This is a genomic window from Azorhizobium caulinodans ORS 571, assembly GCF_000010525.1.
GTDB lineage: Bacteria > Pseudomonadota > Alphaproteobacteria > Rhizobiales > Xanthobacteraceae > Azorhizobium > Azorhizobium caulinodans.
The window spans coordinates 805,829-820,096 of the sequence record NC_009937.1 but is presented as its reverse complement, the minus strand read 5'-3'; the positions used below and the strand labels follow the sequence as shown (position 1 = coordinate 820,096).

Sequence of the window (14,268 nt, the reverse complement as noted above, 5' to 3'; positions counted from 1 at the left end):
AGACGCGCGGCAGTCGCCTGCCGCGCGTTTTTTTTGCGTCCGTTCAGCCGCGTACCGGCGGCAATGTCTCCTCCGCCACCCGCTCCGCCCAGGCAGCAAGCCGCGCGAAGGGCAGACCGAGCACCAGATAGATCGCCGCCACCAGCAGGCCGATGCCGAGAAAGTCCTGGTGAACCGAAGCGACGCTCTCATAGGTGCGGGTGAGATCGGCGAGCAGGATGACGCTGACGAGGGAGGAATCCTTCAGCACCAGCACGAAGCCCCGCGCGGTCGAGGGCAGAAGCGCGCGGACCGCCTGCGGCAGCACCACCGCCTTGAATGCCTGCCCCCTCGACATGTTCAGCGAGACCGCCGCCTCCATCTGCGTGCGGGTCACCACCGCAAGCCGCGTGCGATAGGCTTCCGCCATGCCCGCCGCATGATGCAGGCCGAGCGCCAGGACGCCGGCGAGGAAGGGGCCGATGGGCAGCCCCGCCTCGGGCAGGCCGTAACAGACGAACAGCAGCAGCACGAGAAGCGGCGTGCCGCCGATCACGTCCACATAGGCGCCCGTCGCCCCGCGCAGCAGACGGCCGCCCCGTGCGTGCAGCACCGCCAGCAGGGCGCCGGCCGCGAGGGCCAGCAGCAGGCCGAGCACCGCCACCTCCAGCGTCGTCAGCGCCGCGCGCACGAACTGGGGCAGGAAGCGCACATAGCGCTCGAGACGCGGCACGATGCCGTCGGGCATGGTGAGCGCCAGCACATATTCGCGGGCCGTGGGCTGGGCCTGGAGCGGGCGCGTGTCGCCGGTCTCCTGCGCCATCACCGGCGTCCACAATTCCCAGCGGTCCAGCAATTCGCGCAGCGTCCCGTCGCGGGACATGGCGTAGATGGCGGTGTTGAGGGCACCGAGCAGGGCGGGCTGCGCGCCCGCCTTCAGCGCCAGGCCGTATTCGATGCGCCCCACCGGCGGGCCGGTGAACATCACCGCTGGGTCATGCTGGGCGTGGTAGAGGGCGACCGGATAGTCCGTCACCACGGCTTCGAGGCTCCCCGCCTTCAGCGCCGCATAGGCCTCCGGCGCGGTGTCGAAGACCCGCAGCACCACATCCGGCACGGCCGCCAGCGTGTCGCGCAGGCGGCTGCCCTTCAGCACGCCGATGGTCATGCCCTTGAGCGCGTCGATCCGGTTGATGGCCGGCTGGTCCCGGCGGATCACGATCTGCCCGAAGGTCGCGTAATAGGGAATGGTGAACTCGACGCCGGCCTGCCCCGGCGCCGCCACGTCGAGGCCCCCGACCGCCAGTTCGTAGAGGCCGGAGACGAGGCTCGGCCGCAGGGTCTCGGCCTCGCTCTGCACCAGCACCGGCAGGCGACTGAGACGCGCGCCCAGTTGCGCCATCAGGTCCACCTCGAAGCCCACGATGCGCGCCGGCGCCGCCGGATCGCGAAAAATATAGGGCGCGCCCCGGCCCACGTCGGCGCCATAGCGCAGGACGGGCGGTGGCGCGGTCAGCGCCGGCGGCGGCGCCTTCGCCGTGGTGTCGCGGGTGAGATAGTCGGTGAGGGAGGAGATGCTCTGGGCGCGGGCCGGAGCCGCCGCCATCATCCCGCCGGCCGGCAGCGCAAGCACTGCCAGGGCCAAGGCCGCAAGGACCGCACGCATGGGGTTCATCCGCAAAGAGGAAAGGGACCAGCCAGCCGCTCAGGCGAAGAGCTGGAAAAAGCGCTGCACGCGGACATCCTGCGGCGCGCGGAACATGGCATCGCCCGGCGCGGTCTCGACCACCGCACCGTTCTGCATGAACATCACGCTGTCGGAGGCGGCCCGCGCGAAGCCGAGTTCGTGGGTGGCGATGATCTGGGTCAGGCCGTCGTCCTTCAGCAGGGCGATGGTGTCCAGCACCTCCTGTGCCATGCCGCCGTCGAGGGCCGAGGTCGGCTCGTCATAGAGCATCACCTTGGGGCTCATTGCGAGCGCGCGGGCGATGGCGCCGCGCTGCTGCTGGCCAGCGGACAGATGGGCGGGATAGCGGTCCATCTCCGCGAACAGCCCCACCTTCCTGAGCAGGAGCTCGGCGCCCATGGCCGCCTCGTCGCGGGATACGCCGAGCACCATCATGGGCGCCATCATCACATTCTGGAGCAACGTACGGTGGGGAAAGAGGCTGTCGCCCTGGAACACCATGGCGACCGTCCGGCGCAGCTCGTGCGCCACCTCCGGTGCCGGTGCGCGCCCGCCGGCCGCGCGCGCCCAGGTCACGCCGTCGATCTCGATGGTGCCGGAATCCGGCACGTCGAGGCCGTTGAGGCACCGCAGCAGCGTTGATTTTCCGCAGCCGGCGGGGCCGATGAGGGAGATGAGCTGCCCCTCCAGCGCAGCGAGGCTCACGCCATCGAGCACGCAGTGCGTATCGAAATGCTTGCGCACGTCGCTCGCCTGAACAATCGGCTGCATCCCGCCCCTCCGGCTTTCATCCGCAGGCCGGACTAATGGGTGTGCATGTCACCACATTGACACTGGACAAGACGCGGGCCGAAAAAACGGCGCGCCGCCGGTACTTTGGCAAGAAAACAGGCGGGTGGCCGGCGTCCTCGCCAACTAGAAATTGCGACATATTGGCCCTTTTCACGGGGGTACGGGCACCTTTGCAATCGCCGATTGCAGTTCGCACATCATCCCCGGCCGTCCTGTCTCTCAAGATAAAAGCCGAGCGCACAGGCTCTTTTCTTTCTTCAGCCGACGAAAACGCAGGCAACGCGCTCCCGTCTACACGGACCGGCGCCACTTTAGCGCGTACAGCCGCCTTCAAATGCAAGCTTCGCAACAGCCCGGCGCCTTACTCGACGGAATGGGTACGGAGGTCGGGCATGAATTTATCGATCAAAACCACATTGATCGCACTTTTCTCGGTGATCAGCGCCATTCTGGCGGCCATTTGCATCACGTCTCTGCTCACGGCCTACCGCCACAACCAGACCGCGGAAGACGCGGTCCGCTACGTCCGCGCGGACCACGGTCTCTTCGGCGCCTATTCGGCCTATCGGCTGGAACGGGCCGACGCCGGCTCGGTCCTCCCCCTTCCCGCGGAAAGGGCCCAGCCGGTCATCACCGGCATGATGCAGCGCCGCGTGACCTCCGATACCGGCATCGGCGTCGCCCTCGCGCAGCTTGACGCGCTCGGCGTGCCAGAGGCGCGCGCCATCGCCGAAAAGCTGCGCACCGTCCACGCCGCCATCAAGCGGCAGCGGGCCGACGTCGACGCCGCGCTCCAGCTTCCGCTGGAGGCACGCGACAGCAAGCTCGGCGGACGGATCATGACCGAATCCCTCGGCCTGCTCAGCCAGATGGAACAGACCACCGACGCGGTGGAACGCCAGATCCGCATTCTGGAACCGAGCCTGCTGCGCTTCATCGTGGTGCGCGCCGCCGCCGGCACCGCGCGCATGGGCGCGGGCGATGCGTCGCTGATCATCAGCGCCGCCCTGCGCGAAAAGCGTGTCTTCACGCCGGCCAACACCATCAATTTCGCCGCTCATAATGCACAGGTCCAGACCGGATGGACCGAGGTGAAGACGATGGTGGATGCTCCGGACATGCCGGAGACGCTGAAGTCCGCCATGGCCAAGGCGCAGGACCATTATTTCTCCGGCCCCGTGAAGACCCTGCGCGACCAGCTCGCCGAGGATCTGTCCAACGGCAAGCTGGCCAACGTGGATGCGGAAACCTGGCGCGGCCAGTCCGTCCCGGCGCTGGAAAGCCTCGCTGCGGTCGGGCTTGCCGCCGTGGACAGCCTCGCCAAGGCCGCCGACGGCCTCGCCTCGGACGCCTGGCATCTGCTGCTCACCTATGCGGGCCTGCTGATCGTTTCTCTGGCGGCCGCGATCATTGGCCTCGTGGTGGTGATCGGCCGGGTGACGCGCCCCATCTCCGGGCTGACGGCCGCGGTGCAGGCGCTGGCCGGCGGCAATCTCGCCATCGAGATCCCCAATACCCACCGTCAGGATGAAGTGGGCTCCATGGCCAAGGCCGTGCTCGTCTTCAAGGAAGAGATGGCCCGGAATGCGGCTCTGGAAGCCGAAGCCGAGGCGGCCCGCCTCAAGGCCGAGGCGGAGCGCCGCGAAGGCATGATGCGCCTCGCTGCCGAATTCGAGAGCGCGGTGGGCGGCATCATCGGCAGCGTCGCCTCCGCCTCCACCCAGCTCCACGGCACCGCCCGCACCATGGCGGAAGCCGCACGCCGCACCTCGGAGAAGTCCACGGCGGTCGCCGCAGCCGCCGAGGAAGCCTCAACCAACGTCGTCATGGTCGCCTCCTCCGCCGAAGAACTGGGTTCTTCCGTGGATGAGATCGGCCGCCAGGTGCAGCAGTCGGCCGAGATGTCCAGCGTCGCCGTCGCCGAGGCGCAGAAGACCGGCACGGTCATCCAGGATCTGGCGCAGGCCGCGTCCCGCATCGGCGACGTGGTGGGGCTCATCTCCTCCATCGCCGAGCAGACCAACCTCCTCGCCCTCAACGCCACCATCGAAGCCGCGCGGGCGGGCGATGCCGGCAAGGGCTTCGCGGTGGTCGCCTCCGAGGTGAAGGCGCTGGCCACCCAGACCGCCAAGGCGACGGAAGAGATCGAGAGCCAGATCGGCGCCATCCAGGCCACCACCAAGCAGGCGGTGCAGGTCATCGAGGGCGTCGGCTCGCAGATCCGCAAGATGAGCGACGTGGCCACCAGCATCTCCGCCGCCGTCGAGGAGCAGGGCGTCGCCACCCGCGAAATCGTCCGCAACGTCGACCAGGCCGCCACCGGCACCAACAGCGTGACCGCCCACATCTCGGAAGTGGCCCAAACCGCCGACGAGACCGGTTCCGCCGCCGGGCAGGTGCTCACCGCCGCCGCCGCCCTCACCGATCAGGCCAAGCGCCTCGAAGCGGAAATGCAGCGCTTCCTCGGCACAGTCCGCGCCGCCTGAGGCGCGCACCGTTTCCCCAAAGCGACATCAAGATCGCCCGATAAAATTCAGCCGGTGCTTTGCCGCGCTGAGACGCCTGACGGCCTTCAAGGCCGGCCACGCCAAGGGAAGACGCGTCCATGAAGTTGACCATCAAGACGACCCTGATCGGTCTGTTTTCCGTCATCAGCGCAACCATTGCCGCCCTGTGCATCGGCTCGCTGTCTTCGGCCCTGAAGAGCAACAGCGACGCGGCGACCGCGCTCCAGTATGTGACCGCCGCCCACGATCTGTTTTCCGCCTACAGCAACCTGCGTCTGGAACGGGCCGACGGCGGCTTTGCCCTGCCGGCGACACCGGACAAGATGGGCCCGCTCATCGAGACCATGAATGCCCGCCGCAAGACCGTGAACACGGGCATGGACGGGACGGTCGCAGCCCTCCAGAAGCTCGATCTGCCGCAGGCGAAGGCGCTGCTCCGGCAGGTTTCCGGCGACTACCAGACCATCCAGAACCTGCGCTCGGACCTCGACAGCGCGCTCCAGCGGCCCAAGGAGAGCCGCGATCCCGCGCTGCTGCCGCGCTACATGAAGGAGATGGCGGACGTCATCAAGCGCATGGAAGCCACCATGGAGGCGGTGGACACCGAGATCCGCATGGTGGAGGCCGGCCTCCTGCGCTTCATCACGCTGCGCAGTTCGGCCGGCGCCCTGCGGACCGCCGCCGGTGATGCGGCGCTGCTCATCAGCGTCGCGCTGCGCGAGGGCCGCGCCTTCACGGCGGCGGAAACGGCGACGATCACGGGCGCGAATGCCAAGATCGACCTTGCCTGGTCGCAGACCCGCAGCTTCGGCAATGCCGTGGACATGCCCGCCGGTATCCGAAGCGCCGTCGCCACGGCCGAGCGCACCTTCTTCGTGGATCCGGTGAAGGCCATGCGGGACGACCTCGCCAAGAGCCTTGCCACCGCCCCGGTGAAGACGACGGGCATCGACGACTGGCGCAACAAGATCATTCCCGCGCTCGACGACCTCACCAACATCAGCCTCGCCGCCATGGTCAGTCTCTCGGAAGAGGCCGAAGCCATCGCCGACGGGGCTCGCAAGACCCTGTTCTTCTATGCCGGCCTGATCGTGTTCGCGCTGGCCATGGTGGTGGCCGGTCTCCTGGTGGTCATCACCCGTGTCACCCGGCCGATCAGCGGCCTCACCTCGACCATGCAGGCCCTCGCGGGCGGCAATCTCGATGTGGCGGTACCGAATACCGAGCGGCACGATGAGGTGGGCGCCATGGCCAAGGCCCTTCTAGTCTTCAAGGAGGAGATGGCCCGGAATGCGGCTCTGGAAGCCGAAGCCGAGGCGGCCCGCCTCAAGGCCGAGGCGGAGCGCCGCGAAGGCATGATGCGCCTCGCTGCCGAGTTCGAGAGCGCGGTGGGCGGCATCATCGGCAGCGTGGCCTCCGCCTCCACCCAGCTCCACGGCACTGCCCGCACGATGGCGGAAGCCGCACGCCGCACCTCGGAGAAGTCCACGGCGGTGGCAGCGGCCGCCGAGGAAGCCTCCACCAACGTGGTCATGGTCGCCTCCTCCGCCGAGGAACTGGGTTCCTCCGTGGACGAGATCGGCCGGCAGGTGCAGCAGTCGGCCGAGATGTCCAACGTCGCCGTCGCCGAGGCGCAGAAGACCGGCACGGTCATCCAGGATCTGGCGCAGGCCGCGTCCCGCATCGGCGACGTGGTGGGGCTCATCTCCTCCATCGCCGAGCAGACCAACCTCCTCGCCCTCAACGCCACCATCGAGGCGGCGCGAGCCGGCGACGCCGGCAAGGGCTTCGCGGTGGTCGCCTCCGAGGTGAAGGCGCTGGCCACCCAGACCGCCAAGGCGACGGAAGAGATCGAGAGCCAGATCGGCGCCATCCAGGCCACCACCAAGCAGGCGGTGCAGGTCATCGAGGGCGTCGGCTCGCAGATCCGCAAGATGAGCGACGTGGCCACCAGCATCTCCGCCGCCGTCGAGGAGCAGGGCGTCGCCACCCGCGAAATCGTCCGCAACGTCGACCAGGCCGCCACCGGCACCAACAGCGTGACCGCCCACATCTCGGAAGTGGCCCAAACCGCCGACGAGACCGGTTCCGCCGCCGGGCAGGTGCTCACCGCCGCCGCCGCCCTCACCGATCAGGCCAAGCGCCTCGAAGCGGAAATGCAGCGCTTCCTCGGCACAGTCCGCGCCGCCTGAGGCGGGAAGGAGAGACGCCGGGCGTCCGACGCCCGGCGGTTTGCCGGCAAGACACCACAACCAAAGGTACCCACAAGGTTCGGACAAGGCTCACAGGATAGGGAAGGGTAACTGACTTATCAGGGGGCTTCCGTGCGCCTGTCCATCAAGCTCACCCTGCTGGCGCTGTTCGGGCTGGTCAGCCTGATCATGGCCGCGCTCTGCGGCTCTTCGCTGCTCACCGCCTACAAGCGCGATCTCGCCGCCGCCGAAGCACAGGCCTATGCGGAAATCGACCGCGGGCTGTTCCAGGCCTTCACCACCCTGCGCACCGAGCGCTCGGACAGCGCCGCCGCGCTCTCCCGCCCACTCGACGCCATGCCGCCGCTGGTGGCCGGCATCGCCAAGCGCCGGGAGAAGGTGGACGCCGGCTTCGCAGTCGCTCTCACAGAACTGTCCAGCCAGGGGACGCCGGAGGCGAAGGATCTCGCCGGCCGCGTGGAGGGCATCCGCAAGGCCATCAAGGATCTGCGCGCGGACATCGACCGCGCCCTCCAGCTGCCGCCCGACAGCCGCGACAAGACGCTGAGCACCCGCATCTATGACGTGACCGTCCGCGAGCTGGATCGGCTCGACGACGTTTCGCAGGACATCGGCAAGCGCATCCGCAGCCTCGACATCTCGCTGACGCCCTATCTCTCCGTGCGCGGCACCACAGGCATCGTGCGCAATTCCGAAGGCAACACCGTTCTTGCCGTCAGCAATGCCCTGCGCAAGGGCGAGCCGCTCGCGCCGAAGGATCTCACGGAGGTCCAGGCGGAAGAGGTGCGCGGCCAGCTCGGCTGGTCGATGGTCAAGGAAGAGGTCGACAACAAGGACATCCCGGCTTCGCTGCGGGAGGCCGTCGCCAAGGCCGACAGTGCCTTCTTCTCCGGCAGCTTCAAGACGCTGAAGGAAGACACGCTTAAGACCCTGAGCAACGGCGGCAAGCCACCGCTGACGCTCGACCAGTGGCGGAGCGCCGCCGTGCCCGCGCTGGAAACCATCGGTGCCGTCGCCATTACCGCCATGGACGAGATGGCCGACGCTGCGGGTGCCGCCGCCGGACGCGCCCGCGCGTCCCTCGCGCTCTATGCCGGGCTGCTGGTGGTGGCCCTCCTGATCGCCGGCGCCGGGCTCGTGGTGGTGATCCGCCGCGTCACCCGGCCCATCTCCGGCCTCACCGCCACCATGCAGCGCCTCGCCGACGGGGATCTCGCGGTGGACGTGGCCGGCACCCGACGCCACGACGAAGTGGGCTCCATGGCCAAGGCCGTGCTCGTCTTCAAGGAAGAGATGGCCCGCAACACGGCCCTGGAAGCCGAGGCCAAGGCCGCCCACGTGCAGGCCGAGGCCGAGCGGCGCGAGGGGATGCTGAAGCTCGCCGCCGAATTCGAGAGTGCGGTGGGCGGCATCATCGGCAGCGTTGCCTCCGCCTCCACCCAGCTCCACGGCACCGCCCGCACCATGGCGGAGGCCGCACGCCGCACCTCGGAGAAGTCCACCGCCGTCGCGGCGGCCGCCGAGGAAGCCTCCACCAACGTGGTCATGGTCGCCTCTTCCGCCGAGGAACTGGGTTCTTCCGTGGATGAGATCGGCCGCCAGGTGCAGCAGTCGGCCGAGATGTCAAGCGTCGCCGTCGCCGAGGCGCAGAAGACCGGCACGGTCATCCAGGATCTGGCGCAGGCCGCGTCCCGCATCGGCGACGTGGTGGGGCTCATCTCCTCCATCGCCGAGCAGACCAACCTCCTCGCCCTCAATGCCACCATCGAGGCGGCGCGGGCGGGGGATGCCGGGAAGGGCTTTGCGGTGGTCGCCTCCGAGGTGAAGGCGCTGGCCACCCAGACCGCCAAGGCGACGGAGGAGATCGAGAGCCAGATCGGCGCCATCCAGGCCACCACCAAGCAGGCGGTGCAGGTCATCGAAGGCGTCGGCTCGCAGATCCGCAAGATGAGCGACGTGGCCACCAGCATCTCCGCCGCCGTCGAGGAGCAGGGCGTCGCCACCCGCGAGATCGTCCGCAACGTCGACCAGGCGGCCACCGGCACCAACAGCGTGACCGCCCACATCTCGGAAGTGGCCCAGACCGCCGACGAGACCGGTTCCGCTGCCGGCCAGGTGCTCACCGCCGCCGCCGCCCTCACCGATCAGGCCAAGCGCCTCGAAGCGGAAATGCAGCGCTTCCTCGGCACGGTCCGCACGGCCTGACCGCACAAGGACCTCCCGGCCGCCGTTCGGCCGGCCGGGGCGTGTTCAGTGGGCGGCCTCGTGGCTCGCCCGCGGCTGGAGACGCTCGGTGATCCGCCGGCGGATCGGCCAGGTGGCGAGGCCCACCAGCATTACCAGAGCAATGCCGCCCATCACGCCCCACATGCGCCCGACGCCCGCGTCGAGATCGAGATGGGGGATCGGCTCCTGCACCACCACCAGCAGGAAGGCGATGGCTGCCTGAATGCCCGTATAGGCCACCACGCTGCCGCCGAAGCCGATCTGCGTGAAGACGAACAGGCCGGCGAAGACGAACAGCGCCCAGGTGAGCAGGCTGCCGTCCAGCGTCAGCACGCCGAGGAAGCCGAAGGCCGCGCCGAGCGCGCATCCGACGCAGCGGTTCAGCGATTTCCAGCCGATGCCCTCGCGGGCCGCCCCCACCACGATGAAGGCGGTGATCGGCGTCTGCTCGAAGCCCGGCAGATGCAGCACCGTCCACACCACCGGCACCAGCGTCACCGCGATGCCCACGGTGAGCGCATGGCCCATGAAGATGGCATCCATGCCCGCATAGAGCGGCTTCGGCTTCGCCTTCGGCCGCGCGGGCGAGGTGAGGAAATCGAGCGCCCAGGCGACGCAGACGCCCACCATCACCTCCATGCCGCGCATGAGGATGACCTGCGTCATCGGCTCGGGCGAGACTACCGCGTGATAGGTCATCAGCGGCACGGTGAAGCCCACGAGAACGAAGGCATAGCTGTAGCGGGTGACGGCCTGCGCATAGACCGCCGCCGCGCAGGCGAGCCCCGTCGCCATATAGACCCAGGCGTGCGCGCCGCTGATCTTCAGGATGGCATAAGCGACAGCGCAGCCGCCGATGGTGCCGGCCACCCGCTCCAGCCCGCGCATCACGGTCGCGGTCCGGTCGTTCTGGAACACGCGCACCACGCTGATGGCCGCCCAGACGGGCATCTCCAGTCCCAGGGCGTGCGCGATGGCGATGGCCACCAGAACCCCCAGCGTGACCCGCAAGGCCACCTGCGCCCGCCGGCCATGCACCGTGAAGGCGGCCACATCGGCGCGGGCCTCCGCCTCGAAGCGGTGCGCCGTGCGGACGGGGGCGCGCGACAGCCACCGCGTCGCCGTCTTCAGCCGCCGCAGCAGCCCGTTTTCCCTCCGCATCGCCCGCCCCCGCTCTGCCGCCGCCCGGCATTCTTTGGCCGCACTGCCAGACGGCAACATGAAACCATTGCTGTACCCTTGCGTCCGCCTGTGACGCGCGGATGATAGCCATGCATCTTGCCGACATGCTTTCCGGATATGCCGGGAACCGCAAGGCACGCAATGACTTGCCCCAGGCAATGAGGGCGGGCCGCAGCAAACGGATGGAGGACCTCATGGCCGGAGTACGAGTTGCGGACGTCATGGCGCGCACGCTGGCGGCCGCCGGTGTGGAGCGTGTGTGGGGCGTGGTGGGCGACAGCCTCAACGGCTTCACCGACGCCCTGCGCACCATTCCGCAGGTGCAGTGGATGCACGTGCGCCACGAGGAAGTGGCCGCTTTCGCCGCCGGCGCCGAAGCGCAGCTCACCGGCAAGCTCGCCGTGTGTGCCGGCTCCTGCGGGCCGGGCAACCTCCACCTCATCAATGGCCTGTTCGATTGCCACCGCACCCGCACGCCGGTGCTGGCCATCGCTGCCCATATTCCGAGCGCGGAGATCGGCTCGGGCTATTTCCAGGAGACGCATCCCGAACAACTGTTCAAGGAGTGCAGCCACTACTGCGAATTCGTCTCCAGCCCCTCCCAGATGCCCCGCATCATGGAGATCGCCATGCGCACGGCGATCCAGAAGCAGGGCGTGGCGGTGATCGTCATTCCCGGCGACGTGGCGCTCCAGGCGGCGGAAGGCCCGACCGAGCCACGCTGGACCGCCATCGCCCCGCCCACCGTCGTGCCGGCTGACAGCGAGCTTGAAAAGCTCATGGCGCTGGTCGACGGCGCGAGGCGCATCACCATCCTCGCCGGCGGCGGCTGCGAGGGTGCCCATGACGAGGTGGTGGCCCTCGCCGCCGCGCTGAAGGCGCCCATGGTTCACACGCTGCGCGGCAAGCCCTTCGTGGAATATGACAATCCCTACGACGTGGGCATGACCGGCTTCATCGGTTTCCCCTCCGGCTATCACGCCATGCTGGAGGCCGACCTGCTGCTGATGGTGGGCACCGACTTCCCCTATCGCCAGTTCTATCCCACCGACGCCAAGGTGGCGCAGATCGACATCAGGCCGGAAAACCTCGGCCGCCGCACGCGGCTCGACCTCGGCCTCGTGGGCGATGTGAAGGCGACCCTCGCCACCCTGCTGCCGCGCCTGAAGCCCCGCACGGACGGGGATTTCCTCGCCAAGGTGCAGGAGCATTACAAGACCTCCCGCCGCGACCTCGACGCGCTGGCGGTGGGCAATCCGGGCACCAAGCCCATCCATCCGCAATATCTCGCCAAGGTGATCGACGAAGTCGCGGCGCAGGACGCGCTGTTCAGCGTGGATGTGGGCGAGACGACGGTCTGGGCCGCGCGCTACATCGCCATGAACGGCAAGCGCCGGCTCATCGGCTCGCTGATCCACGGCTCCATGGCCAATGCCATGCCGCAGGCGCTGGGCGCGCAGGCGGCCCATCCCGGCCGGCAGGTGGTCTCGCTTTCGGGCGATGGCGGCTTCGCCATGCTGATGGGCGACATCCTCTCGCTCCGCCAGCTCCAGCTGCCGGTGAAGATCGTGATCTTCAACAATGGCCTGCTGGGCTTCGTGGACATGGAGATGAAGGCCGCGGGCTTCCTGAACGTGGGCACGGACCTTCAGAACCCGGATTTCGCCGCCATGGCCAATGCCATCGGCATCCTCGGCATCCGCGTGGAAGACCCCGCCGACGTGAAGGGCGCACTTCAGAAGGCCTTTGCCCATGACGGCCCGGCGGTGGTGGACGTGGTGACGGACAAGATGGAACTGGTGATGCCCCCGGCCATCAAGGCCGAGCAGGTGGCCGGCTTCTCGCTCTATGCCGCCCGCGCCATCCTGAACGGGCGCGGCGACGAACTGCTCGAACTCGCCAAGCGCAACCTCTTCCGCTGAGGCGCGAGAAGGCGGCGGGCCACCCGCCGCCTTCGGATCATCGAAGAGCCGGGCGCTCCCCCGCCTCAGATCGGCCCGCAATCGGGCGGCACGCGCAGGTGGAAGTCGGTGCGCCGCTGATAGGCGTCGCCCGCCCGGAGCAGCACCGGCTCGCCGAAAGGACGGCCGACCAGCTGGAAGGCGGCCGGCAGGCCGTTGGCGGTGAAGCCGCAGGGCACGGAGAGCGAGGGCAGGCCGAGATAGTTGATCGCCCGCGTGCAATGGGTGACGCGGGCGATGGCCACCGCCACGTCCTCCGGCGCCCCCTGCGTCGTCTCCGCAATGCTCGGCACGGCGATGGGCAGGGTCGGGATATGCACCATGTCGGCGCCGCCCATGGCCCGGTGCAGCCAGTCCTCCGCCACCTTGGCCCGCATCATCAGTGCTTCCACATAGCGCGTCGCGGGCAGCGCGAAGCCGGGCAGGATGCGGGCGCGCACCTGCGCCCCATAATCGCCCGGCCGCTCCTCCAGCCATTGGCGATGCAGGGTGGCAGCCTCGCAGGTCATCACCACCTGCATGAGGGCATTGATGAGCGCCATGTCGGGCACGGTGGTCTCCACCACCTTCGCCCCGGCCTCCTTCAGCACCTTGAGGCTATCGTCCATGAGGGCTAGGATCTCGCCATCGGCGGTCGTGCGGTAATAGCCCTGCGGCACGGCGATGGTCAGGCCCTTCAGATCACCCGAGAGGCCACTTTCATAATCGCGCTCGGGTGCGGCCAGCGTCGTGGCATCGCGCACATCCGGCCCGGCGATCACGCTGAGCATCCGGGCCGCATCGCGCACGGAGCGGGTAAGCGGGCCGATGGTGTCGAGGCTCGGCGCCATGGGCATGGCGCCATAAAGCGGCACGAGGCCGTTGGTGGGCTTCAGGCCCGTAACGCCGCACATGGCCGAGGGATGGCGGATGGAGCCGCCGGTGTCGGAGCCGAGCGCGCCGCTCACCAGCCGCGCCGCCACCGCCGCACCGGAGCCGGAGGACGAACCGCCGGAGCCGTAATCGAGGTTCCACGGGCTGCGGCCATGGCCGTAATGGGCATTGAAGCCGGTGGGCGACAGGGCGAATTCGGCGAGATGCAGCGTGCCGAGATCAAGCGCCCCCGCCCCGTCGAGCCGCTCCAGCACGGAGGCGGTCACGTCGGGGACGAAGTCCTTGCGGATGAGCGAGCCGCCGGTGCAGACGCGGCCCGCACGATAGAGCAGATCCTTGTGCGCCAGCGGCACGCCGCCGAGCGGGCCGATGTCCTCGCCCCGCGCGCGGGCAAGGTCCACCGCGCGCGCGGCTTCCAGCGCGCCGTCGCGGTCAATGAGCATCACAGCGTGGTAGCGCGGGCCGAGGGCTTCCAGCCGGTGCAGCGCAGAGGCGGTCGCGGCTTCGGAGGTGATGGCGCCCTGCGCGATGGCGTCCGCCGTCTCGACGAGCCCGAGGTCGTGGAGCGCGCTCACGCCTCGCCCTCCCCGCGCTCGGCCACGGCGGCGAGGAGGTTGGCGTAGCTCCACGGGCAGCCGTCGATATCGACGCGCGCCTTCGCGCCTGCGGCCACGGTAGAATTGAGCTGCGCGACGAGGGCGGCATAGGCCGCCGCCTCTTCAGGACGGATCTCGATGCCCTGGCGCGCCCGCACCATGGCGGCCACGTCGGTCGGGGAATTGCCCGCAGTGTCCATTCTCGCCCTCACACGTCACGGCGGACGCCCGTCCGCACCTCGCAAGGGCCAT

At 68.9% G+C, this 14,268-nt stretch carries 9 protein-coding genes; 4 read left to right on the top strand and 5 right to left on the bottom strand.

The window, feature by feature from the left end; translation table 11 throughout:
* Positions 1 to 43 precede the first annotated feature (43 nt).
* Both AZC_RS03720 and AZC_RS03715 read right to left on the bottom strand, forming a co-directional pair.
* The gene (locus AZC_RS03720; RefSeq protein ID WP_052285848.1) at positions 44 to 1,645 is read right to left on the bottom strand and encodes an ABC transporter substrate-binding protein/permease; all 1,602 of its coding nucleotides are present in this window, start codon (positions 1,643 to 1,645) and stop codon (positions 44 to 46) included.
* A gap of 39 nt (positions 1,646 to 1,684) precedes the next feature.
* On the bottom strand, positions 1,685 to 2,437 hold the full coding sequence (locus AZC_RS03715) for an amino acid ABC transporter ATP-binding protein (protein WP_012169258.1): 753 nt from the start codon (positions 2,435 to 2,437) through the stop codon (positions 1,685 to 1,687).
* Between the two features lie 413 nt (positions 2,438 to 2,850).
* Between AZC_RS03715 and AZC_RS03710 the strand changes: the two genes are divergently transcribed.
* The 3 genes from AZC_RS03710 to AZC_RS03700 all read left to right on the top strand — a co-directional run bounded on the left by AZC_RS03710 (position 2,851) and on the right by AZC_RS03700 (position 9,383).
* The gene (locus tag AZC_RS03710; RefSeq protein ID WP_012169257.1) at positions 2,851 to 4,944 is read left to right on the top strand and encodes a methyl-accepting chemotaxis protein; all 2,094 of its coding nucleotides are present in this window, start codon (positions 2,851 to 2,853) and stop codon (positions 4,942 to 4,944) included.
* A 119-nt stretch (positions 4,945 to 5,063) separates the two neighbouring features.
* Positions 5,064 to 7,157 (top strand): methyl-accepting chemotaxis protein, encoded by a 2,094-nt coding sequence (locus tag AZC_RS03705; RefSeq protein WP_012169256.1) that lies wholly within the window; start codon positions 5,064 to 5,066, stop codon positions 7,155 to 7,157.
* 132 nt (positions 7,158 to 7,289) lie between these two features.
* A complete protein-coding gene (locus AZC_RS03700; protein WP_012169255.1) occupies positions 7,290 to 9,383 on the top strand; it encodes a methyl-accepting chemotaxis protein in 2,094 nt (697 codons plus the stop codon).
* A gap of 45 nt (positions 9,384 to 9,428) precedes the next feature.
* Here the strand turns inward: AZC_RS03700 and AZC_RS03695 are convergent, their stop codons facing one another.
* Entirely contained in the window at positions 9,429 to 10,565 is a 1,137-nt protein-coding gene (locus AZC_RS03695; protein ID WP_043878851.1) for an FUSC family protein, read from the bottom strand.
* Positions 10,566 to 10,780: 215 nt separating this feature from the next.
* Between AZC_RS03695 and poxB the strand changes: the two genes are divergently transcribed.
* Positions 10,781 to 12,508, top strand: coding sequence for a ubiquinone-dependent pyruvate dehydrogenase (gene poxB / locus AZC_RS03690; protein ID WP_043879985.1), 1,728 nt, complete (start codon positions 10,781 to 10,783; stop codon positions 12,506 to 12,508).
* Between the two features lie 65 nt (positions 12,509 to 12,573).
* Here poxB and AZC_RS03685 read toward each other — a convergent pair whose 3' ends face one another.
* On the bottom strand, positions 12,574 to 13,995 hold the full coding sequence (locus AZC_RS03685) for an amidase (protein ID WP_012169252.1): 1,422 nt from the start codon (positions 13,993 to 13,995) through the stop codon (positions 12,574 to 12,576).
* Positions 13,992 to 14,216 carry a hypothetical protein gene (locus AZC_RS03680; protein WP_043878850.1) on the bottom strand — a complete coding sequence of 75 codons (225 nt, stop codon included), beginning with the start codon at positions 14,214 to 14,216 and terminating at the stop codon, positions 13,992 to 13,994. Before AZC_RS03680 ends, AZC_RS03685 begins: the two co-directional genes overlap by 4 nt.
* Between the last annotated feature and the right edge of the window lie 52 nt (positions 14,217 to 14,268).

Coding starts and splice junctions, on each gene's coding strand:
- AZC_RS03720 (WP_052285848.1), bottom strand. CDS start 1,645: ATGCGTGCGGTCCTTGCGGCCTTGGCCCTGGCAGTGCTTGCGCTGCCG.
- AZC_RS03715 (WP_012169258.1), bottom strand. CDS start 2,437: ATGCAGCCGATTGTTCAGGCGAGCGACGTGCGCAAGCATTTCGATACG.
- AZC_RS03710 (WP_012169257.1), top strand. CDS start 2,851: ATGAATTTATCGATCAAAACCACATTGATCGCACTTTTCTCGGTGATC.
- AZC_RS03705 (WP_012169256.1), top strand. CDS start 5,064: ATGAAGTTGACCATCAAGACGACCCTGATCGGTCTGTTTTCCGTCATC.
- AZC_RS03695 (WP_043878851.1), bottom strand. CDS start 10,565: ATGCGGAGGGAAAACGGGCTGCTGCGGCGGCTGAAGACGGCGACGCGG.
- poxB (WP_043879985.1), top strand. CDS start 10,781: ATGGCCGGAGTACGAGTTGCGGACGTCATGGCGCGCACGCTGGCGGCC.
- AZC_RS03680 (WP_043878850.1), bottom strand. CDS start 14,216: ATGGACACTGCGGGCAATTCCCCGACCGACGTGGCCGCCATGGTGCGG.